The organism is Gemmatimonadota bacterium (genome assembly GCA_026387915.1).
Classification (GTDB): Bacteria; Gemmatimonadota; Gemmatimonadetes; order Gemmatimonadales; family Gemmatimonadaceae; genus Fen-1231.
In genome coordinates, this window is sequence record JAPLKS010000017.1 from 215,077 (window position 1) to 235,986 (window position 20,910).

Genomic DNA, 20,910 nt, shown 5'->3' on the forward strand with positions numbered 1-20,910 from the left:
CAGCTAGCGGCGCCGCATCGTGTAAAATCCCGCGGGCGTCGAGCTCGGGTCCGTGGGATCCATACACATGTCGCACACGCGGTTGAAGGCTCGCACGGCCAGCAGACGAACGTGCGGCGTGCGGTGCGTGGGGAGCACAGGCTCCTCACGCATTAAGTCGGTGCTCAAATATTTCTTGTTCGAGTCAGAAAACACGGTGACGACGACCGCGTCCGTGCCCAGTTCGTCTCGGATACTCATGGCTGCAAGAAAATTCGCGCCGCTCGAGATGCCGACGCCGAGTCCGAGCTGTGCGGCGAGTTGCTGCGCCATGAGAATCGAGTCGCCGTCATCAACGGCTACCACACGGTCGAGTTCCGCAAGATGCACGATTGGCGGAATGAACTCGTCGCTGATCCCCTGAATACGGTGCTTGCCGACTTTGTGGCCGGTGGAGAGCGTCGGTGAGTTCGCCGGCTCTACCGGATGCAGACGGACGGCCGGATGCATTGCCCGAAGCGCACGTCCGGTTCCCATAATCGTGCCGCCGGTACCGACCCCCGCCACGAACGCCGACGGGGCGAGCCCCATCGCGCGGAGTTGGGCGAGAATTTCGGGGCCCGTGCTGAGGACGTGCGCTTCAGAGTTGAGTTCGTTGGCAAACTGCCGAGGTAAGAACGCACCGGGTGTGCGCGCCGCAAGTTCCTCGGCGAGTCGAATGGAGCCAAGGAAGCCACCTTCCGCCTTCGACACGAGCCGCACTTCAGCGCCGAACGAACGAATGAGCATTTTGCGCTCCTCACTCATCCAGTCCGGCATGTAGATGACCACGGGATGGCCGAGCGCGCGCCCCACGGCAGCAAACGAAATTCCCGTGTTGCCACTCGTCGCCTCAATAATCAACGCGCCCGGTATCAAAGCGCCGGAATCGTAGCCGCACCGGAGAATGTGCAGCGCCATCCGGTCTTTGATCGAGCCGGTGAGATTGAGATTCTCAGCTTTTGCATAGAGCCGCGCCGGGGCTCCGTCGTCGACCTGATAGTCGATCGCGAGCAGAGGCGTGTTGCCTATAAGCACGCGTAATCCGCGCGCGCGCTCGGCGGCGGTCATAGGCGACACAGGGGGGATGGTTAGCACGCTCGGAGAATCGCCGAGTGCGCTAACCGGCGCCAGCAGGAAGCACCCGACAACGGAGCGGGGTAAACGCCGACGAGAAGCCCGTGGGAGGCGCGCCCCTGACTCACGCGAACACCCGCGCGATCCACTCGCCCACGTAATAGCCGACAACGGCGACCCCGAGTCCGACGACGAACATGTCGATGCCAGACCGGAAAATGCCACGCCCCGTAAAGACACTGCGGGCGGCGCCCACCAAGAAATGGCTTCCCATGGCTAGCGCGAAGCTGAGCCAAATGGCCGCCGCCCCCTGCAGCACAAAAAACGGGAAAACCGGAATCAAGGCGCCAATTGCGGTTGCGAGACCCGTAATCCACGCCTCGCGCCACGGCGACGTCTCGTGCCCGCCAATCTTGAGCTCTTCCTGGACCTGCTCGGCGAGCATGCGCTCCGGATCGGCCATCACCTCAGTGGCGAGGGCATAGGCCTGATCCTTGTGCATCCCCTTCATCTCATAGATGAGGGCGAGTTCGTCGCGCTCCACCTCAGGCATCAGCGCGATTTCGTCGCGCTCCATCGCGATTTCGTTAGCGTAGACTTCCTGTTCACTCTTGGCTGCGAGATAGCCGCTCGAGCCCATGGAGAGCGAATCGGCGATGAGTCCCGCCACGCCCGCCACGATCACCGCGTGGTGCTGTGCCGCCACCGTGGCGCCGATGACGCCGGCGACGAGTCCAAAGTTTGCCGTGAGGCCGTCGTTAAAGCCGTACACCACGTTGCGCAGCAGTCCGCCGCTCTCCGCCTGATGCCACGGTTCGCCGTTGCGCCCTACGAGCGTGCCGATTTCCGTGGCGTGCTCCTTCGATTCGCGGGCCAGCAAGAGCGCTGCACCGCTGCCGGGTGCGCCGGCCGGCGTTGCGCGATGCAACTGCAGATAGCCTTTGACCTCGCGCCCTTCTTCGGCCAGCAGGTAGGGCAACAGAAACTTTGGACCAAACCAGCGGCCGAGTTGGGCGAGGAGCCGCGTGCGACCGGTGGGGCGGAAGCGTCCCGGATCTCCTCCGTTGGCGCGAATGAGATCGTTCCAAATCACCACGTGGCGGTCTTCCACCTCGGCGAGGCGCACGAAGACATCGCGGCGGACTGCATCGGGCTCGAGTTCAGCGAGTACGCGGTAGAGAAACGCGGCGTCCGCTTCGTCCTGCCAATGGTGCTGAAAGGTGTGCAGATCGACAGTCACGGGGCGTAAGGCGGAGGGGAGTGGCCGGCGGCAACGCTGCGCACCGGATCTCCCTCAATATGGCACAACGGAGCAGGCGCTCCCAACCGTGCGCGCCGCCCGCCGTGGCAACCCCTTGGGCCGAGGGCGTGACTCATCCAGTGAACCAGCACCCAGAGGGGATTCCCATGCGCCTGCTTTTCACCGCCGCCCTGCTATGCCTTGCCGCCTCCGCGGCGCGTGCTCAAACGCGAACGGCCGCACCAAATGTTCAAGTGTTTAAGATGCTGTCGAACGCGGAGGCGACCGATCGTCCCGTGCTTGGCGTGGCCACCACCGGCGGCGATCGTCGTGACACCCTCGGTCTGTTGATCGCCGACGTGACGCGCAATGGCCCCGCGGAGAAGGCCGGACTCGAAGCGGGAGACCGCTTGGTCACAATCAATGGAGTCTCGCTCAAAGCCTCGCGCGACGATGCGGGCGAGCCCGAGACGGCCAATGTGCTCAGCAACAGGCTCCGCCGAGAAATCGGCAAGCACAAAGCGGGTGACGACGTCACGCTCGATGTGTGGTCGGGCGGCAAAATAAAATCCGTGAAGGCCAAGCTTGTTGCCGCGTCTGCGTTAAGCGAGGCCATCGTGAATGGCGTCGACGAACACGGCGCCATTGGCATTACCATCGGCGGGTCGGGAAGTAAGCGCGATACCACCGGCGTGTTTATTTCCGAAGTGCACGATGGGGGGCCGGCCGACAAATCGGGCATCGTTGAAGGTGAACGCATTGCGAGCATCAATGGCGTGGATGTGCGCGTGCCGCGAGAAGACGCCGGCGATGCCGGCGCCTCGTCTATGCGTGTGCAGCGGCTACAGCGCGAGCTGAGCAAGGTGAAGCCCGGGCAGACGGTGGAACTCGTCCTCGCCGCTGGCGGTAAGTCACGCACCGTCAAAGTGACGACCGTCAAGCCAAGCGACATCAACGGCTTCGAACACGGCGAGGCCGGCCGCATGCTGTTCATGCCGACGCCTCCGACGCCTCCGACGCCTCCGATGCCTCCGATTCACCCTGAGCTGCCGTTGCAGGAACTCTCGACGATTCGGGCGCGCCTCGGCCGCGATGCGGCGGAACTGCCAGCACTCCGCGAAAAGTTCCGAGCGCAGGCACTGGAACTGCCAGCGCTCCGCGAAAAGCTCCGAGCGCAGGCACTGGAACTACCGGCGCTCCGCGAACATATGCAACGGTTGCGTGAGCTCGTGCCGGCCACCCGCGTCCGCATGACAAAACGCGTGATGATGTGACGGCCGTGCGCACGTCGAGGGTCGGTGCCGGTTCTACACGGCGACCCTCGACGTGCCCTGCGCCGATCAGAATTCGATCTGCGTGCCCAGTTCCACGACGCGGTTAGGAGGCAGCTGGAAGAACTCCGCGGCCGATCGCGCGTTCTTGGACATGATCGCGAAGAGTCGCTTGCGCCAGATGCTCATCGAAAGCCCGCCCGTCTTCCAGGGCCGCGGTAACGGAAGCAACAGTTCGCGTCCGAGATAGTAGCTCGTCTCGAGCGGTCGTGCGCGTATACCGTCCTTCTTGAGCAACGCCATGATGTGCGGGGCGTCGGGATATTCCATGAACCCGTAGCGCGCGACCACACGCACGAACCCGTGCGTGAGCGGTTCGTACGACACGCGGTGATCATCATCCACTTCCGGCACATCAGCGGTTTGAATCGAGAGCAACACAACCTGCTCGTGCAGCACTTTGTTGTGCTTGAGATGGTGCAACAGCACCACCGGCGCACCGTCGGGCTCCGATGTCATGAACACGGCGGTGCCGGGAACGCGTGGAATCTTGCCGCGCCCTACGCTCTCGAGAAACGCGCCGAGCGGCATCGTGATTTCTTTGAGACGCTCACGGAGAATTTCTTTTCCGCGCTTCCAGGTAGTCATCATCGTGAACAACACGATGGCGACCACCAGCGGGACCCAGCCACCATTGGCCACCTTGATGACGTTCGCTCCGAAGAACGCGAGGTCAATCGTGAGGAAGACCGCGCCGAGCAGGAGCACCTTCCAGCGCGGCCAGTTCCAGCGGCCAGCCGCCACCACGAGAAAGAGGATGGTTGTAATGGCCATCGTGCCGGTCACGGCAATGCCATACGCGGCGCCGAGCGCGCTCGACGTTTTGAAACCGAGCACCACGAACAGGCAGCTCACCATCAGCGCGTGATTGATTTCCGGAATGTAGATCTGCCCCGCCTCACGCGCGGACGTGTGAATGATCGTCACGCGTGGGCTGTAGCCGAGCTGTACGCACTGCTGGGTCAACGAGAACGCGCCGGAGATCAGGGCCTGACTGGCGATGATCGCCGCCATCGTGGCGATCACAATGAGCGGGTAGAGCAATGCGCGCGGGGCGAGCAAGTAAAACGGGTTGGCCACGGCGGTGGGATCGCGCAACACGAGCGCGCCCTGGCCGAGGTAGTTGAGCAAGAGACAGGGAAACACGAACCAGAACCAGGCCAAGCGAATCGGACGCTTGCCGAAATGCCCCATGTCGGCGTACAGCGCTTCCGCGCCAGTCACCGCCAGCACGACCGCGCCAAGTAACACGAATGCGACGGTTCGTTCTTCAATGAAAAAGGCCACCGCATACCACGGATTGAGCGCGCCAATAATAGCCGGATTGCGCAGTATTTCGTGCAGGCCCAGCGCCGCGATGAGCGTAAACCAGATGAGCATCAGCGGCCCGAACATCGCGCCGACTTTCGCCGTGCCGACCCGCTGCATCAAGAACAGTCCCACAAGCACAGCCATCGTCACGGGAATCACGAACACGCTAAACCGCGTCGATACCACCTCAAGTCCTTCCATGGCGCCGAGCACAGAAATCGCGGGCGTGATGACGCCGTCGCCGTAGAGGAGCGCGGAGCCAAACAACCCGAGTGCAATCAAGACGAACCGGCGTTTGCGATGGGTGGTGTCCTTGCCGATGATCAGGGCGAGGATTGCCAGAATGCCACCTTCGCCACGGTTGTCGGCGCGCATCACGTAGACGATGTACTTCACGCTCACCACGAGCATCAGCGACCAAACGATGAGCGACAGCACGCCGTACACGTGCGCGGGCGTTGGCGTGATGCCGTACTCCGGCTTGAAGCACTCGCGGAACGCGTAGAGCGGGCTGGTGCCGATATCGCCGTACACCACCCCGAGCGCCGTCAGCGCGAGCACCGCCAGTCGCTTACCGGTGGGGTGCGCCTCGACATGCGCGTGCGTATTGGGGGCCGTTGCGGCGGGGTACGTCCCCGACAATGTCGGGTCGTGAGAGGGAGACACGGTAAAGAGACCGGCGTACGAGTAGGCCAACGGATCGCGCAAAACCCGCGACCCGTTGGAAGAATCTAGTGGGTGTCACAGGCGCGTCCAGCGAACGCCGCGTTCTCCACCCAGGGCATTCTGTCACACCGTACCGGACGAACGGCAAAGAACCTCGCCGGTGCTTGCCCCGCCTACGGGGTTTCCGCCAAGTCGCTCAACTCCCGGGTGGCCCGCTGCAGAATATCGGCCACCTGCTTGGCCAACTGCGCCGTCGCCGGCCGTCGCCACAACAGGCGTGCATATTCGCGGCCGAGCGCGCCCATCGCCTCGTGCGCTGGCCGCACATCGTCACCAAAGATGGTGTTCGACAGTTCGGCCAACCGATGCAATACCTCGTCCACCGTCGAGCGATTCTCATCGAGGTACGCCCGACCCTGATCCGTGATGGCATACACCCGCTTGCCACCCTCCTCGGCGGATGCGACCGCATGGCCCATCTCCTCAAGCAGCGTGAGCGTGGGGTAGACAGTGCCCGGGCTCGGGGCATAGCGCCCGCCTGAGCGCTCCTCGAGTTCCTTGATGATGTCGTAGCCGTGGCGGGGCTTTTCCGAGAGGAGTTGCAGTATGACCAGCTTGAGGTCGCCCTGCTCAAACATCCGCCCGCCCGAACGCGTTCTCGCGCGAAAGCTCCCCAGCCCCCAGGAGAAGGCGCCGCCAGGAGAAGACCACCAGTCACCGCCACGTCCGGCCCATTGCCGGTCGCGAGGGCCACATGTGCCGTGATCGTGGTGTTTCCACATCATTCCTCCTGTGCCGAGTGGTCCGACTTGCCCAGCAAGAGCTGGGGAAAGCTAACTTCGTTATATCTTCAATATATCGCGTCCGATATATCGGACAATCCCCCCCCTTGGTGACGAATCGACCCCCGCCTATGGTAATCCTTTAGGCGGAGCAGGCTGTCCTATTGGATGAGCCCTGAGCTCCGCACCGAGACCCCCCGATGCAACTGCTGTTCGACGAACGCTTCAAAACCCCACGCCCCCTCCTCGGGGCGGTGATCAGCGCGGCCACGCACGTCGCGCTCATTGCGATCGTGGCGATCGGTGGGCGTCGCTACGCCAGCGACATTGCCGATGTCATGCAACAGACGGTGCGTTTTCTCGTGCCGGCCGACCGCATTTCGCGCCCCGTGGAAACCCAGCTGAAATACGCGGGTTCTCCAGGCAACGACGCAAAGTCTGGCCTGCGACCGCCCGAGCACATCACGCGGACCACGTCTTCGACCGCCTTCGCGCAGCCCCAAGCGGCGAGCCAAGGCGACGACGCAAGGACAAGCTTGGCTGTCGCCGAGCCCACCGCGGAAGAAAATGCGTACAGTGTGCTCGACGTGGATTCTGCGGCTGTGCGCGACCCCGCGAGTGCGGCGCCGTCGTATCCGGAAACCTTGATGGCGCAGAACGTGGAAGGGTCAGCGACCATGCGTTTTGTGGTGGACACCACAGGCTACGTGGATATGGCCACCGTAAAGGAAATTCGCACGACGCACCCGCTCTTTGCCAAGGCAGTGCGCGACGTGATGCCCCGCATGCGATTCCGCCCGGCGCTCGCCGGCAACCGCGCCGTACGCCAGCTCGCAGAACAGGAGTTCAAGTTCCTCCTGCAGCGTGCAGTCGCGAAGAAGCCCCAGTAGCACGAGGGTATGCGAGATAGAAAGAGGCGGCGTGCATTGCACGCCGCCTCTTTTCGTACCGTCTATCGTACGGTGGCGACTTACTCGTAGCGCAGCGCGACGATCGGATCGAGTCCGGCGGCCCGACGTGCGGGGTATACGCCGAACACCACGCCGACGAACGCCGAGAAACCGAACGCGATGGCAATGGAGGACGCGCCCACTTCAGTGCTCCACCCCATAATGCGGGTGAAGATCGTGGCACCGCCCGCGCCAACGCCGATACCGATCATGCCGCCCAAGAGGCAGAGCACGACGGCCTCAATCAGGAACTGGAACAGAATATTGAGCTTGGTGGCGCCGAGTGCCTTGCGAATGCCAATCTCACGCGTGCGCTCGGTGACCGAGACGAGCATGATGTTCATAATGCCGATGCCGCCCACGAGCAGCGACACGGCGGCAATCCCGGCGAGGAGCAAGCTGAACACCTGCGTGGTTTCGCCGAGCGTGTTCAAGAAGTCCGACTGGTTGCGGATCTGAAAGTCGTCATCTCGACCAGGGCGTAGTTTGTGTTCGCGCCGCAGGATCTTCTGGATGTCGGCCATCGTTTCTGGGATGTCTTCTTCCGTCGGCGCGAGCACGCTGATGGCGCGCACGCGATTCGATCCCAAGACGCGGAACCGAGCCGTGGTAATCGGAATGAGAATTTGGTCGTCGGGGTTTTGGAACGCCGAGGCCTGTCCCTTGCTCTTGAAGACGCCGACCACGGTGAACTGAATGCCGCGCACACGGATCGTTTCGCCAACGATCCCTACGGCAGACTGCACCCCGAGATTTTCGACGACGGTCGGGCCGACCACCGCCACGCGCTGGCGCGTCTGGTCTTCGGCGTTCGTGAAGAACCGTCCTTCTTGCATCTCGTACTTCCGGACCGCTGGATAGTTGGCGGTCGTGCCGACGATCTGCGTATTCGTGTTTTTGTTGAGGTACTGCACCTGCAGACTGCCCGACATTTCCGGCTGCACCGCCGCGATGTGCGTGCCACGATCGGCGAGCGCCTGCGCGTCGTCGATGATTAAGCGGGCACCGCCGCCACCAGTCCGCACGCCACCCATCTGCGACTGCCCGGGATTGACGGTGAGCAACGTGGTGCCAAGGGCCGCAATGCGGTCGTTGACCTGTTTTTGCGCGCCCTTACCGAGCGCCACCACCGCGATCACCGCCGCCACGCCGATCACGATGCCGAGCATCGTGAGTAGCGAGCGCAGCTTGTTCGCGCGGAGGGCGCCCAGTGCGACGCGAACGGTTTCGCCAATCAGCATTGGCTAGTTCCCTCGTCCGCCGCCACGACCACCACCGCCACCACCGGCCGGGCTGCCACCGAGCGGACTGCCCGTCATGGACTTCATGCGGTCATTCTGCTCCTGACGCTTGGCCTGTAGTGCCGCGGCGCTGAGCATCGCGACCTTGTCGCCTTCGGCAAGACCGTCAATCACTTCGGTGTAGTCGTAGTTGGCGACGCCAAGGCGCAGCACCTTCGGCTCCCACGTCGTGCCCTTCTGTACGAACACGAGGCCGGACCGGCTACGGCTTCTCCCGCCGCTGCCACCGCCACCGCCCATGCCACCCATTCCACTCTGGCCATTGCCGCCGCCGCTGTTGTCGCGGCGATTCGGGAATGCCGTCGGTCGGCCGGTGCCGCCGGCCGCACCGGCAGTGGCGCCTGCGCCACCGCGGCTGTTGTTGCCGCCACCCATCGCGCTCATCCCGCCGCGTCCGCCACCCATCTGGCCGCCACCCATCTGGCCGCCACCCATCTGGCCGCCACCCATCTGGCCGCCACCCTGTCCGCCGCCATTCCGGAAGCGGCAGGCGCGCACGACGTTGGCATCCATACCGAGCGACTTGTACACCTCTTCGCTCTGCTTGCGCAGCGCGTCACGATCTGCGTTCGGATCACGCATCTGCTCGCGGATCGCATCGAGCTTCTTCTGCGTGTCCGGCTTCTTCGCCATCGCGTCGTCAACCTTTTTGCAGTCGGCGTCGCTCACCTGCGGCATGTTGAAGCCACCGCGCCCGCCCTGTCCGCCCATGCCACGGCGATCACCCTGATCACCCTGAAGAGGGAAGGCCAGTTCGCCGCGCGACTGCTGCGTCTTGGTGGCGGCACCCGCCGGCGCGCCGGTCGGTGCCGACGTGCTGTTGCTGTTGCCACCGCGACCGCCCTGGCCACCCTGGCCGCCACGACCACCGAATCCGCCACCCATCGCGTTGCGCAACTGCGCCTGCACGCTGTCGGGGTTCAAGCCGAGCAGCGTCGCGGCCTGGCGCGCTTCACGTGTGGAACGAATGGCGTCGTTCGGCACCGCGATGGCGCCGAGACGTTCGTCGGTAAGCACCTGCACTTCGCCGTTCATGCCGGGCTTGAGCAACCCTTCGCTGTTGTCGAGCGAAATGAGCACTGGAAACATCGTCACGTTCTGCTGTACGGTCGCCTGCGGCTCGATCTTCTCCACCACGCCGCGGAACGGGCGGTCCGGGAAGGCGTCCACGGTGACCTGCGCTGGCTGGCCGGGCTTCACGGCACCAATGTCCGTTTCGTTCACGAGTGCGCGCGAGCGCACCTTGGTGAGGTCGGCCATCGTCGCAATGACGCTGCCGCCGCTCACCGACTGTCCGCCGGCCTGAATGACCTGTCCCACCGACACCGGCTTCGTGATGATCGTGCCTTCGATGGATGCCACGACGCGCGCATCCTTGAGCTTCTGCGCGGCGAGGTCGAGGCTCGACTGACTCCGAACGAGCGTCGCCTGCGCGTTCGCAAAACCCGTTTGCGCCGACTCGAGGTCGGGGCGCGTGATGATGCGATCCTTGAACAGCGTTTCCTGACGCTTGAGCTGCGCCGAGGCGACGTCGAAGTTCGACTTCGACGCGGCCAAGTCGGCGGTCGACTGGCGGAAGGAGGTCGTGAGGTCGGTCGTATCGATCTGCACGATGAGATCGCCAGGCTTCACGTAGCTGCCGATTTCGATCGGCATCTTCATGACCTGGCCCGAGGCGGTCTTGGACTTCACCTCGATCACGTTGATCGGTTCGATGATGCCCGTGGCCTCAGCGGTCACGATGATGTCGCGACGCTGAATGGTGGCGGTGGGAATCGTGACGACTTTGGTATCGGTCTTGGCGCACGCCGCGGCGACGCTGACGAGGGCGAGCAGCAAAATCTTGCGGGTCACTGCGAACTCCGGATGGAGGCGATGGGTCGGGTGCATGTTGGTCACGGCCTTACTTGAGGTCGCGGCCAATGAGCGCTTCGATCTGCGCCTTGGCGCTGCGCGCGTTGAGGCGCGCCGTGATGAGACTGAGGCGGGCGTTGTCGAGCTGAGACTGCACCGTCAGCACATCAAGCGCCTGCTTGGTGCCGAGGTTGTACTGCTGCTGCACGACGCGAAGGTTTTCCTCGGACGCAGAGATCTGCAGCTTGTTGAGTTCGATCGATTGCACGGCTGTCCGATAGCTGTTCAGCTGCGTGGTGAGATTCTGCACGGCGGCGAGGCGCGCGTCCCGCAGGTTCGCCAGCGCGTTTTCTTCGCTGATCTTGGCGTTGGCGAGCGTCGCTTCGCGGTTGTAGCCGTTGAAGACGTTGTACGACACCGAGAAGCCAAGCGCGGTGCTCTTGCTGCTCAGCCCGTCGCCGAAATCGAACCCCTTGGAACCTTCGGGCGTCCAGCTGTACGAGCCGGTCATGGCGATCTGCGGCATGTACGGCGCCGTGGCGGCCTTGTGCGTGGCGCCGGCGGCGGTGAGCGTCGCTTGCGACTGCCGGATGGCCGGGCCATCGGCGGCAATGCGCGTCAGTTCGTCTTCGCCCACGTTGATCACCCCGACGTCCGACGTATCGGCGATCACCGCGGTGACGAGCGTGGCGGACCCCACGAGGCGGGTGAGCGCGGCGTTGGCGTTGCCCAGCCCGTTCTGCGCATTCAAGATGGCGAGCTTTGCCTGCCCGACGGCCACCGCCGCGGAGAGCGAGTCGGAGCGCGTTGCCGTACCGGCCATCATTTTGGTGCTGGCCACCACGAGTTGCTGCTGCGCCTGCTCCAGCTGACGGTGCGCGGCCGCGTCTTGTTCACGCGCGGCCAGCACGGCGAAGTACTGCGTTTTGACGTTCAACGCCGTCTGATAACGCTGAAGCGTTTCGTTCGCCTCGTTGGCGGAGCGATTCGACTCAGCGGCCCGCAGGTTGTAATAGCGCTGCCCGCCATCCCACACGGTGAGGCTGGAGCTGAGGCCGCGCGAATACGACCATGGGGTGCCACTGAACCCGAGCGGGACGCCGTTGATCAACTGCGTCCCGCCGCGCTGGTTGGCGGTTGCCGACAGCGCCAACGATGGCAGATACCCCAGCGTCGTCTGCTTGATAGAAACGTCGCTCGTGCGAACGCTGTTGCGCGCGAGCACGACGCTCGGCGCATTCTGCTGCGCGTCGTGCACGGCTTCGTCGAGCGAGATGGCGCGCGCGGTGCCGCCCTGCGCTACGCCCATGGACGGCGCTGCGGCAATGGCGACGCATGTTGCGACGCAAAGAAACCCAACCCTCATTTCTTCTCCTGGCGCTGCGCCTGTTGGCGCTCGCGCTGCATTTGGTCGTAGATGACCTGCTGTTCTGGCGTCAGCAGCTTCGCAATACGCTGACGCGAGTCGGCGCTCGCCGAGTCGAGCGCCGGACGGACCGGCGCGAGAATGGAATCCTGCTTGCGGTTGCGTTCGTCATAAATGCGCGCCGCCGAGTCCCGTTGGGCCGGCGTCAACTTGAGGCGATCGAACGTCCGCTGGCGCATCGCCGACTGATCCCACCAGCGCGGCATGGCGCGCACGACGAGTCGGTCCACCGAGATGCCGATGGCCGCGCCACCAAGTGCGGCGCCGAGGTACACCACCAGCGCGAGTCCTTTAGATCTGGTCATGAGGCGCGGGCGCTCAATGGCCGGTAAGGATGCGGACGTTGGACTGCTGTTCGGACAGGCGTTCACGCGCGGCGAGTGTCGGCGCGTCGATCGTCGCCGGGTCGATGACGGTTTCGTATTCGGCGCGCGCCATCTGGGTCTGCGTGCGCAGTAAGAGCGTCCCCGCCACGATCACGGCAATGCCGGCGGCCATCAGTCCAGCGCGCAACCACGTGCCCGATACCGCCCACCACGAGTCCCCGTCTGCCAACGACAGGCGATCCATGATGCGGCGTTCGAGAAAACTCCAATAGGCCGCATCAGCTGGCGGCGCATAGATCGCGCGCAGCTCCTGCGTCAGGGGGTCGTCGTCCCGGATGAGTTCGAGTCCGTTGAAATCGTTGTTCATAGATCACTCCTGACAGATCCCAGCACGGCGCGAAGGTGCGACCGTGCATAGTGCAGGTCCGACCGAGCCGTGCCTTCCGGAATACTGAGCATCTTGCCGATCTCGGCATGTCGGAATCCTTCCACATCGTGCAACACAATCACTGAACGCTGTCGCACCGGCAGTGTGGCCAGCGCGTCCTGCAGTCGTCGTCGCAACTCGCTTCCCTCAGCGGGATCGCGAAATGGCGAGGCCAACGTTTCCGGTAGTTCATCAGCGTCGCGTACCTTGCGACGCCGCGTAATGTCGAGTGCCGCATTCGCGACGATCCGGTGCAGCCATGCGCCGAACGCCTGATCCGGCAAGAACCGATGCAGGGCGCGGTACGCGTGCAGGAACGCTTCCTGTACGGCGTCTTCCGCATCCTCGTGATTGACGACGATGGCTCGCGCGACCGCGTACGCCCGCCGCTCGTGCGTGCGCACCAGCTGCGAGAATGCTTCGCGCTCTCCGCGCTGCGCGGACAGCACCAGCGCCCGTTCGTCCGTGCCGCGCTCAGCCACGAACCGCGCCGTTGCCGCCGCGTGACGGCCCGCTTGGGGACTCGTCACGGCGGTCATACCAATGCCTCAACAATCACACTCCAAATTACGCGGTCTCTGTACGGAGCGTTGGACAGGCCGCGCGATGCGTAGCATCACTTGGTGCCGCCGTCCAACCCGAGCTGCTGGGCGCAGGCGCGCATGGCGGTAATCACGAACGCGATGTGCGCGTCCAGTTCCTGTCCAAGCTCGGACGCACCCTGTATCACGTCCTCTCGGCTGACCCCCCGGGCGAACGCCTTGTCCTTCATCTTCTTCTTGACACTCGAGGACTCCAAGTCGTTCACGCTCCGCGAGGGCCGGACCAGCGCGCAGGCCGTAATCAGGCCACACAGCTCGTCCACCGCGAACAACGTCTTGGCCATCGGAGTGACGCGTGGGACCCCGGTGTAGTCCGCGTGGCCGAGGATGGCCTCGAGCATATCCTCGGGGTACCCTAGGCGCCGGAGCTCGCGGACCCCTTCGGCCGGATGCTCTGCGTTGCTTTCACGTGTCGCGTTCGGGTAGCGCTCGTAGTCGAAATCATGCAGGAGACCGGCCAGCCCCCAGCGCTCGACGTCCTCCCCGAAATGGCCGGCATAGGCCCGCATCGCGGCCTCGACCGACAACATGTGCTTACGCAACGAATCACTGGGCGTCCACGACTCCATCAGAGCGAGTGCGTCGGCGCGGGAATGCAGAGAATGGTCGGTCATAGGACTCAAAATAGCGGGGCCGCCACTCGGCGGCCCCGTCGTGACATATCAGAGCGCGCCGCCCGGTGGCGGTCCGCCCTTCGGCATGATCTTCGCCAGATCCTCGTCCTGATCCTTGAGGAAGTCGAGCGCCTTCTTCTTCTGTCCTTCGTCCTTGAACAACGCGAGCGTGTCGTCCACGTCCTGCTTCCGGCGATCCGCGATCTGCGTGATGATGTAGTGCATCACCCGCATCTGCTGCATCGCCTTTTCCATCTCGCGATCTGTGGGGCCGCCAATCTGCGGTTCCGAGCCCGGTGCCACCCGCGCAATGTTGCCGGTCGGCGCATGAAAGTCGCGCCGGATCGAATCGTACTCGGTGAGCAACGTTTTGTTGCGCTCCTTGATCTTTTCCTCGAGCGCCTTGAACTGCGTCACCTGCGAGTCGGAGAGCGACAGTTTGCGGCGTTTGTCGCCCATAAGCCAGGCCGGATTCAGCTCCTCGATTTCGCGCGTACTCGGCGCACGCATCATGGGGCCGCTTTTACTTTCACGGCGCGAACCGGTCGTGGCCTCGCTGCGCGTACTGGGGCGTTGCGCAAATGTCGCCGAGGGCAGTAATGCCCCGACGAGCACCAGTGGGAGAATGCGAATCAAACGATGAGTCATAGGGAAAGTCCCTCAGCAATGGGTGCGGAATCGCATCCGTAGGAGAACGGAAATCTATCATGCTCCGTCGCGCCGTGTGGTCGCTCCGTGCTAGTGCCCGTCCACCTGCGCGGCGATGCGCCCCCGCCCGGTTTTCCAGAGAAGCATCAGCGGAATAACCGCCAACAGTGCCATGCCGGAGAGCAGGTAAATGCGGGAAAATGCCAGCACGCTGGCCTGCACCGACACCGTGCGATCCAGCACCATCAGGGCCTGCTGCTTGGCCGACACGGGGTTCATCCCCTTGGCCACCAACCCGTGGAAAATGGCATCCACCCGGGCCAGTGCATCGGGCGCCGTGGTGGTGAGGTGTTCGGTGAGGATCGCCTTCTTTTCCTTGCTGAACCGACTCAACATCGTGGCCATCACCGCAATGCCCATCGATCCGCCGAGCTGACGCATCAGGTTGAACAGCGACGTGCCCTGCGCGAGCTGGCGCGGGGGCAAGTCAGCCAACGCGATGCTGTTGAGCGGAATGAACAGGAATCCGAGGCCTACACCCCGCAGGACGAGCGGCCAAAAAAAATCCTCCTTTCCGCTTTCGAGTGTCAGGCCGCCGAGTTGCCACATGCACACCATAAAGATCACCGCACCAAAGGCGATCAACGGCCGCCCGTCAGGAATCGTCCGGAGCCGTTTTCCGAGGATCGCCATCGTCATCGCCGACGCAATCGCGCCAGGGAGAATGACCATGCCGGTTTGGTTGGCCGTGAAGTTGTGGAGCGATTGCAAGAACACCGGCAACACAAACACGCTCCCGAACAGCGCAAAGCCGAGCAGGGCGCCCATCACGACGCCGGCGGATAACTGCCGGCTCCGAAGAATGTGAAAATCGATGACGGGTTCGTCGGTTGTCAGCTCGTGAAACACCAGCCAAACGAACGACACCGCCGAGGTGATGGCGAGCCCCGTAACAAATGGCGAATCAAACCAGTCATAGCGCTCGCCGCGCTCCAGCATCCACTGGAGCGATCCCACGGCCACGGTCATCAACGCAATGCCGAGCCAGTCCACCTTGTTGCTACGCTCTTGGTGAATGGAGTCGCGCACGTAGGTCCAGGTGAGCACGGCGGCAATCAGGCCGAGCGGCAGATTGATGTAGAAAATCCACGGCCAGTTCCAGTTGTCGACGATGTAGCCGCCCAGCGTGGGGCCAAGGGTCGGTCCGACCATCACGCCCACGCCAAACATCGCTTGCCCAATGCCCACTTCGTGCGGCGGAAATGCTTCCCACAGCGTGGACTGCGCGGTGGAGAGCAGCGCACCGCCGCCAATACCCTGAATGACACGCCAAAAGACGAGCGACGCCAGACTCCCCGCGGCACCGCAGAACATCGACGCAATGATGAACAGAAAGATGGAGCCCGTGAGATACCGTCGGCGGCCATAGTACGCGCTCAGCCACGGCGACATCGGAATCACAATCACGTTCGCGATGATGTAGCCGACACTCACCCACGAGATTTCGTCGAGGGTGGCGCCGAGATTCCCCATCATGTGGGGAATCGCAACGTTCACGATCGACGTATCAATGAGTTCGAGCATCGCGGCCATCGTCACCGCGATCGCGATCAAATATTTATAGCGATAGCGATCCGCGTCTGCCGCCGGAGCGGCGGACGCGGTCAACACGCCTGCGGTCGTCCCCATCAGCGGTTCACTTAGTGCTGACGTGCACGGTCACACTCATGCCCGGGCGCAGTGGCCGCGTGGCGCCGCAGCCCGTGGTCACCTTGATGCGCACCGGAACCCGCTGGACGACCTTCGTGAAATTGCCCGTCGAATTATCTGGCGGCAGCAGCGCAAAGCGCGCCCCCGTGGCGGCGCTCATGCTCTCCACCGTGCCAACGGCGTCGCAGCCGGGGTACGCGTCGACCTCGACGGTGACCGACTGTCCGAGCTTCATGTTGGCCAACTGCGTTTCCTTGAAGTTGGCGACAATCAGCCCGCTCGTATCGGACACCAGCGTGAGCAATGGCTGGCCGGCCTGCACCAACTGACCCACTTCCACCTGCTTCCGACTCACGGAACCCGCGAGCGGTGCCGTGACGTGGGTATAGCCGAGCTGCAGCAGCGCGTTGGCACGCGTCGCGCGTGCGCCGGCGAGCCGCGCAAGCGCGAACTTGGCACCGGCCTGCGCGCCCGCGAACTGCGCGGTGGCGGTTGCCGACTGGCGTTCGGCCGCGGCCAGCGCTGCGTTCGCCTGATCGGCGGAGGCCTGCGCCGCATCGAGCTGTTGACGCGACACGATCTGTTTGGCCACGAGTTCCTTCACTCGAGCGAGATCGGCTGTGGCCTTGGCCACCGCCGCACGCGCCGACTGAATCTGCGCATCAATCACCAAACGCTGACTCGACGCGCTTTGCACCGCCGCCTCGGCTTGCCCAGCGGAGCCAGCGCTGCCAGCCGCTGCCTCAGCGGCGGCCAGCTCGGCGTCCGACTGCTGCACGCGCATGAGGTATTCAGCGGTATCGATTTGCACGAGCGGATCACCAATCGCCACGCGCTGATTTTCAACAGCACGCACCGCCGTCACAAAGCCGCCGACTTTGGCAATGACGGGAATGATCGTGCCATCAAACTGCGCGTTCTCGGTGCTCTCGTGCGCTTGATTGTAGAGCACGGTCTTGCCGCCCCACACGAGGCCAATGGCGGCAATGACGAGCAACACGGGCAGCGCCTTGTTGCGCGGGCGGGCGGCCGTGTCGGCCGTGGAAGTATTGGGAGAAGCCATACGGGGCGTCGTCTCAGAAAGGGAAAAAAGTTGATCAGGGAAGGTCGGTGACGTTGCCTTGCGCGCGATGCAGCGACACGCGCGCGGCCAGCACACCGGCGCGGGCATCCACCACCTGCGTGCGCGCGGCGTTGAGCCCGAGCGACGCGGCAATCACGTCGGCGTTACCAGAGACACCGGCCCGAAAACGATCGCGGGCCTGCGCCAGCTCCTGCTCGGCCAATCCAAAGCGTTCGTCGGCGGCGGCCAGCTGTTCGCCGGCGGCGCCGAGGTCGAGCAATGCGGCACTGACATCGGCCGCGGCCTGCTGCGTGATCTCGCGGCGACGGGCATCGAGCTCGCGGATGGAGGCGCGTTGTTCGTCCATCCGTCCGTCACGCTTGAAGCCATCGAACACCGGCACGGAAATCTGCAGCCCCCACGCGTAGGTGCCCAGCAGATGGTTGGGAGATCCGCCGGTGGGGCCGTGGTCGGCAAAGGCGGAGAGCGACGGCAGGTTTTCGGCGCGCACGGCGTCGAGTTGACGTTCGGCTGCCGTGATCTGTTCGCCAATAGTCTTAAGGTCGGCGCGGGTGCGCGTGGCGCGATCGAGCGCCTCCGCGATGCTCGGTAGCTCGCCGTTGGCGGGGGAGGCGCGGAGCGAATCGCCCAACGCCACGACGGTGCCGAGGGGAAGGTTCAGGGCGCGCACCAGATCGAGGCGCGCACGGTCCCGTTCGATGCGAGCGGCGATGAGTTGACTGTGGGCAGCCGAGAGTTGCGAGCGGGCGCGGGTGACATCGAGTGCAATGCCCATCCCCGCCGCGAGTTGGTCGCGCGCAATGCTGAGCAGTTCAGCGGCGAGCGTGGAGTCGGCAATGCGGGCAAGCCACTGTGCGTCGGCGCGCAACGCGCGCACATACGAAGCCGCCGCCAGGGAAGCCGCCTGCTGCGCGGCGCCGTTGGCTTCTGTGCCAATGGCGCTCGCACTCGCGCGCGACGCGCGCATGCGAGCAAAGGCCCCGGGGTCGAAGACGCTTTGACGGAGCGTACCGCGCACGTCCCAAATTTTTACTGGGCCCAAAACTTGGCCGTTCGGATTGAACAGCGACTTGCCGCTGACCGGATCTGCGAACGAAATGCCAAAACTCGCGCTGTTGAACGTGTGCTCACTCTCGCCCACGGCCGCCATAATCGAGGGAAGGAACTCGGCACGGCGTTGGCGAAGGCGCGCATCGGCCTGGTCCATACGGGACCGGGCGATTTCGGTGCCCGCGCTTCGTTCGGCGGCGAGTCGCGCGGCGCCGCCGAGGGTGAGCGTGACAGTTGGCTGTTGGGCGGCAACGGACTCGGGCGCGCTCATCAGCGCGCCGGTCAGCGCGGCGAGGAGCGTGGCCGCGAGCGTGTGTCGCACACGGGAACGTAGGAGGATCACGGGAGTACCGGAGCGGCGACGCCCGCTGGGGCGTCGGGACGAAGAGCGTGAAGCACAAAATCGACGATGCCGTCGATGGTGTGCTGGGGAGCGCGGGCGGAGGCTTTTGCTGCGGGAGAACTCATCCAGATGACATGCATCAGCAGGACGGCCTTGATGAGCGAGACCGAGGCCGCAGGGTCGAGCTGCCGGATCTCGCCGCTGGCTACTCCGCGACGGAGGACATCGCCCAGCACGCGGTTGGAGAGCGCGACGACTTCGTCGAAATAGAACTGCTCGAGATCCGGAAACTTGTGCAGTTCAAAGAGCACGAGGCGGAGCCAACTGGCGGCTTCGGGACGGTCGAAATAGTGCCAGTGCACGCGCAGGTAGCGTTCGATCTGCTCAATCGCCGTGCCGCCGGTGAGTTGATGCTCCACTTGGGCAATGCGCGGCACGAGCACTTGGCGAATGACCTCGCGAAAGAGGTCTTCTTTGCTGGGGAAGTAGAGGTAGATGGTGCCTTTTGAAACGCCGGCGCGTGTGGCGATCTCCTCGAGCTTGGCGGCGGCAATGCCATGTTCCCCGAACACGGCGATTGCCGCTTCGAGAATCTGGCGAGGCCGCTCCTCGGGGAGCCGCCTCCACTTGGGGTCATGTGTCAGTGGAGTGGAGCTGCTCATTCTATATAACTGACCGGTAAGTCATTTACTGAGTAGTAGAAAAGACGGGTTTCCCCGCCGATCAAGTAAATAACTGTGCGGTCAGTAAGCTGTCAAGCGCCTTATCGTGCCAGCGGGAGTACCAGTGTGAACTCGCTGCCGACGCCGGGCTCAGACTCCACCTGTACGCGCGACCCCATGAGTTCGGCGGCGCGCTGGGCGATGGGGAGGCCGATGCCACTCCCCGGGTGCATTTCGGGAGCGAGTCGCTCGAACAGGCCGAAGATGCGCGCGTGGTAGTCGCGTAGGATGCCGATGCCTTCGTCGCGGACGTAGAGCGTGGCGAGCCCTTCGCTCGCGCGTGCTCCGACGTACACCGCCGGCGCCGTTCCAGGTTTGGAGAAGGAGAGGGCGTTGTCGATGAGTTGCACGAGCGCCCATTCCAGCAATCGCCGGTCGCCGACAATATGTGGCAGGGATAGGTCCACGTGCACGACGCCATTCGCCGTTTTGAGGCGCGGAGCGAATTCTCGCAAGACGCGCTGCACGACGTCGTCGAGGGCAAGGCGGTCGTGTGCGGGCTCGTATCCGACGAGTTGTGCATACGTGCGCAGGTCGGAGACGATGCGGCTCATGCGTGAGGCGCCCTCGCTGAGCTGCGCCATAGCGGGCGCACGCTCCGCCTGTTGCAAGCTAGCCTGACGGGCAATAGAAAGCGCGGCGTCTTGAATGGCGCGGAGCGGATCTTGGAGTCGTCCCGAAGCCGCAAAGAGCAGTTGCTCGAGTTGCCGGTTGGCGACATCGAGCTCCAACGCGCGTTCGGCAAGGAGGCGTTCCGACTCGTCGCGCTGGAGCGCCGAGCGGACGGACCGTCGCCACGCGAGAAAGAAGAGCGCGAGGGCGAGCGTGAAGCCACCGGCCATCGATGTTTCGGCTGCGATTTCGGTGAGTTCAGCGCGTCCTTCGCGGGTGGCGAGCAGGCGCCGTTCTTCGGCGACGAGTTCGTTGAGTTCGTCTCGGATCTTGCGAGCGTTCTCGTCGTTCGGCAGCAGTTCCTGCGGCGCCTCGTGATCCGTCGCGACATTCCGGATCGACACCGCCATCAGATCGAGGCGCTGACCGGCGGCGGCTCGCAGATGCCGCAGGTGCTCGCGGGTGCTCGCGGGGGCGTCGTTGGTTGACTCTTTGAGTTCTTCAAACAGATCGTCGACGTGATCGCGTGACGACCGGTACTGCCGGACGAAGCTGCTGTCGCGCACCAGCAAAAAGCCTCGGCGTGCCGATCCGGCTTTGGTCAGTTCACCGTCTACGCTTGCGAGCACGGCGAGAATCTGACTGGACTGCGTGACGAGCGCGGCGTCATTGCGCAAGTTGCGAATGGACGCGAACGCCACCGCGCCGGCGATGGCGAGAAAGGCGAGGCCCGAGAAAAAAAATCGCCAGGCGGTGCCGGGGAAATCTGATGCCGGGGAGAGAGACCGGCGGGCAGGGAGGCGCGTCACGAAGGAA

General features: G+C 64.0%; 19 protein-coding genes. 2 read left to right on the forward strand and 17 right to left on the reverse strand.

Going from position 1 to position 20,910, the window contains the following annotated elements:
• Nucleotides 1-3: 3 nt before the first annotated feature.
• Both NTZ43_10730 and NTZ43_10735 read right to left on the reverse strand, forming a co-directional pair.
• Nucleotides 4-1,089: a cysteine synthase family protein gene (locus NTZ43_10730; GenBank protein ID MCX5767684.1), complete on the reverse strand. Its 1,086-nt coding sequence runs from the start codon at nt 1,087-1,089 to the stop codon at nt 4-6.
• Nucleotides 1,090-1,219: 130 nt separating this feature from the next.
• The gene (locus tag NTZ43_10735; GenBank protein MCX5767685.1) at nt 1,220-2,335 is read right to left on the reverse strand and encodes a VIT1/CCC1 transporter family protein; all 1,116 of its coding nucleotides are present in this window, start codon (nt 2,333-2,335) and stop codon (nt 1,220-1,222) included.
• A gap of 167 nt (nt 2,336-2,502) precedes the next feature.
• Here NTZ43_10735 and NTZ43_10740 point away from each other — a divergent pair, with 167 nt between their 5' ends.
• On the forward strand, nt 2,503-3,609 hold the full coding sequence (locus NTZ43_10740) for a PDZ domain-containing protein (protein ID MCX5767686.1): 1,107 nt from the start codon (nt 2,503-2,505) through the stop codon (nt 3,607-3,609).
• Nucleotides 3,610-3,675: 66 nt separating this feature from the next.
• Here the strand turns inward: NTZ43_10740 and NTZ43_10745 are convergent, their stop codons facing one another.
• Both NTZ43_10745 and NTZ43_10750 read right to left on the reverse strand, forming a co-directional pair.
• The gene (locus NTZ43_10745) at nt 3,676-5,643 is read right to left on the reverse strand and encodes a potassium transporter Kup (protein ID MCX5767687.1); all 1,968 of its coding nucleotides are present in this window, start codon (nt 5,641-5,643) and stop codon (nt 3,676-3,678) included.
• A 173-nt stretch (nt 5,644-5,816) separates the two neighbouring features.
• Nucleotides 5,817-6,428 carry a PadR family transcriptional regulator gene (locus NTZ43_10750; GenBank protein ID MCX5767688.1) on the reverse strand — a complete coding sequence of 204 codons (612 nt, stop codon included), beginning with the start codon at nt 6,426-6,428 and terminating at the stop codon, nt 5,817-5,819.
• A 197-nt stretch (nt 6,429-6,625) separates the two neighbouring features.
• On the opposite strand from NTZ43_10750, the gene NTZ43_10755 reads away from it, so the two are divergent.
• Nucleotides 6,626-7,315 (forward strand): TonB family protein, encoded by a 690-nt coding sequence (locus NTZ43_10755; protein MCX5767689.1) that lies wholly within the window; start codon nt 6,626-6,628, stop codon nt 7,313-7,315.
• An 80-nt stretch (nt 7,316-7,395) separates the two neighbouring features.
• On the opposite strand, the gene NTZ43_10760 is transcribed toward NTZ43_10755, so the two are convergent.
• From NTZ43_10760 to NTZ43_10820, 13 genes are all read right to left on the reverse strand, one after another.
• Nucleotides 7,396-8,616: an ABC transporter permease gene (locus NTZ43_10760; protein ID MCX5767690.1), complete on the reverse strand. Its 1,221-nt coding sequence runs from the start codon at nt 8,614-8,616 to the stop codon at nt 7,396-7,398.
• Between the two features lie 3 nt (nt 8,617-8,619).
• On the reverse strand, nt 8,620-10,530 hold the full coding sequence (locus NTZ43_10765; protein ID MCX5767691.1) for an efflux RND transporter periplasmic adaptor subunit: 1,911 nt from the start codon (nt 10,528-10,530) through the stop codon (nt 8,620-8,622).
• A 49-nt stretch (nt 10,531-10,579) separates the two neighbouring features.
• Nucleotides 10,580-11,896: a TolC family protein gene (locus NTZ43_10770; GenBank protein MCX5767692.1), complete on the reverse strand. Its 1,317-nt coding sequence runs from the start codon at nt 11,894-11,896 to the stop codon at nt 10,580-10,582.
• Entirely contained in the window at nt 11,893-12,261 is a 369-nt protein-coding gene (locus NTZ43_10775) for a hypothetical protein (protein MCX5767693.1), read from the reverse strand. The genes NTZ43_10770 and NTZ43_10775 overlap by 4 nt, the downstream gene beginning before the upstream one ends.
• 13 nt (nt 12,262-12,274) lie before the next feature.
• Entirely contained in the window at nt 12,275-12,649 is a 375-nt protein-coding gene (locus NTZ43_10780; GenBank protein ID MCX5767694.1) for a hypothetical protein, read from the reverse strand.
• Complete coding sequence (locus tag NTZ43_10785; protein MCX5767695.1) at nt 12,646-13,248, reverse strand: sigma-70 family RNA polymerase sigma factor; 603 nt, start codon at nt 13,246-13,248, stop codon at nt 12,646-12,648. The genes NTZ43_10780 and NTZ43_10785 overlap by 4 nt, the downstream gene beginning before the upstream one ends.
• A 77-nt stretch (nt 13,249-13,325) precedes the next feature.
• A complete protein-coding gene (locus NTZ43_10790) occupies nt 13,326-13,910 on the reverse strand; it encodes an HDIG domain-containing protein (GenBank protein MCX5767696.1) in 585 nt (194 codons plus the stop codon).
• Between the two features lie 63 nt (nt 13,911-13,973).
• The gene (locus tag NTZ43_10795) at nt 13,974-14,573 is read right to left on the reverse strand and encodes a hypothetical protein (protein ID MCX5767697.1); all 600 of its coding nucleotides are present in this window, start codon (nt 14,571-14,573) and stop codon (nt 13,974-13,976) included.
• A 90-nt stretch (nt 14,574-14,663) separates the two neighbouring features.
• The gene (locus NTZ43_10800; protein MCX5767698.1) at nt 14,664-16,262 is read right to left on the reverse strand and encodes a DHA2 family efflux MFS transporter permease subunit; all 1,599 of its coding nucleotides are present in this window, start codon (nt 16,260-16,262) and stop codon (nt 14,664-14,666) included.
• Nucleotides 16,263-16,269: 7 nt separating this feature from the next.
• Nucleotides 16,270-17,346, reverse strand: coding sequence for an HlyD family secretion protein (locus NTZ43_10805; protein ID MCX5767699.1), 1,077 nt, complete (start codon nt 17,344-17,346; stop codon nt 16,270-16,272).
• A gap of 34 nt (nt 17,347-17,380) precedes the next feature.
• Nucleotides 17,381-18,760, reverse strand: coding sequence for a TolC family protein (locus tag NTZ43_10810; GenBank protein MCX5767700.1), 1,380 nt, complete (start codon nt 18,758-18,760; stop codon nt 17,381-17,383).
• Nucleotides 18,757-19,422 carry a TetR/AcrR family transcriptional regulator gene (locus NTZ43_10815; protein MCX5767701.1) on the reverse strand — a complete coding sequence of 222 codons (666 nt, stop codon included), beginning with the start codon at nt 19,420-19,422 and terminating at the stop codon, nt 18,757-18,759. The genes NTZ43_10810 and NTZ43_10815 overlap by 4 nt, the downstream gene beginning before the upstream one ends.
• Nucleotides 19,423-19,523: 101 nt before the next feature.
• Nucleotides 19,524-20,903 (reverse strand): CHASE3 domain-containing protein, encoded by a 1,380-nt coding sequence (locus tag NTZ43_10820; GenBank protein ID MCX5767702.1) that lies wholly within the window; start codon nt 20,901-20,903, stop codon nt 19,524-19,526.
• Between the last annotated feature and the right edge of the window lie 7 nt (nt 20,904-20,910).

Bases quoted from the DNA above. Each gene is read 5' to 3' on its own strand.
- NTZ43_10730 (MCX5767684.1), bottom strand. From the start codon at position 1,089: ATGACCGCCGCCGAGCGCGCGCGCGGATTACGCGTGCTTATAGGCAAC.
- NTZ43_10740 (MCX5767686.1), top strand. From the start codon at position 2,503: ATGCGCCTGCTTTTCACCGCCGCCCTGCTATGCCTTGCCGCCTCCGCG.
- NTZ43_10750 (MCX5767688.1), bottom strand. From the start codon at position 6,428: ATGATGTGGAAACACCACGATCACGGCACATGTGGCCCTCGCGACCGG.
- NTZ43_10755 (MCX5767689.1), top strand. From the start codon at position 6,626: ATGCAACTGCTGTTCGACGAACGCTTCAAAACCCCACGCCCCCTCCTC.
- NTZ43_10760 (MCX5767690.1), bottom strand. From the start codon at position 8,616: ATGCTGATTGGCGAAACCGTTCGCGTCGCACTGGGCGCCCTCCGCGCG.
- NTZ43_10770 (MCX5767692.1), bottom strand. From the start codon at position 11,896: ATGAGGGTTGGGTTTCTTTGCGTCGCAACATGCGTCGCCATTGCCGCA.
- NTZ43_10775 (MCX5767693.1), bottom strand. From the start codon at position 12,261: ATGACCAGATCTAAAGGACTCGCGCTGGTGGTGTACCTCGGCGCCGCA.
- NTZ43_10780 (MCX5767694.1), bottom strand. From the start codon at position 12,649: ATGAACAACGATTTCAACGGACTCGAACTCATCCGGGACGACGACCCC.
- NTZ43_10785 (MCX5767695.1), bottom strand. From the start codon at position 13,248: ATGACCGCCGTGACGAGTCCCCAAGCGGGCCGTCACGCGGCGGCAACG.
- NTZ43_10795 (MCX5767697.1), bottom strand. From the start codon at position 14,573: ATGACTCATCGTTTGATTCGCATTCTCCCACTGGTGCTCGTCGGGGCA.
- NTZ43_10800 (MCX5767698.1), bottom strand. From the start codon at position 16,262: ATGGGGACGACCGCAGGCGTGTTGACCGCGTCCGCCGCTCCGGCGGCA.
- NTZ43_10805 (MCX5767699.1), bottom strand. From the start codon at position 17,346: ATGGCTTCTCCCAATACTTCCACGGCCGACACGGCCGCCCGCCCGCGC.
- NTZ43_10815 (MCX5767701.1), bottom strand. From the start codon at position 19,422: ATGAGCAGCTCCACTCCACTGACACATGACCCCAAGTGGAGGCGGCTC.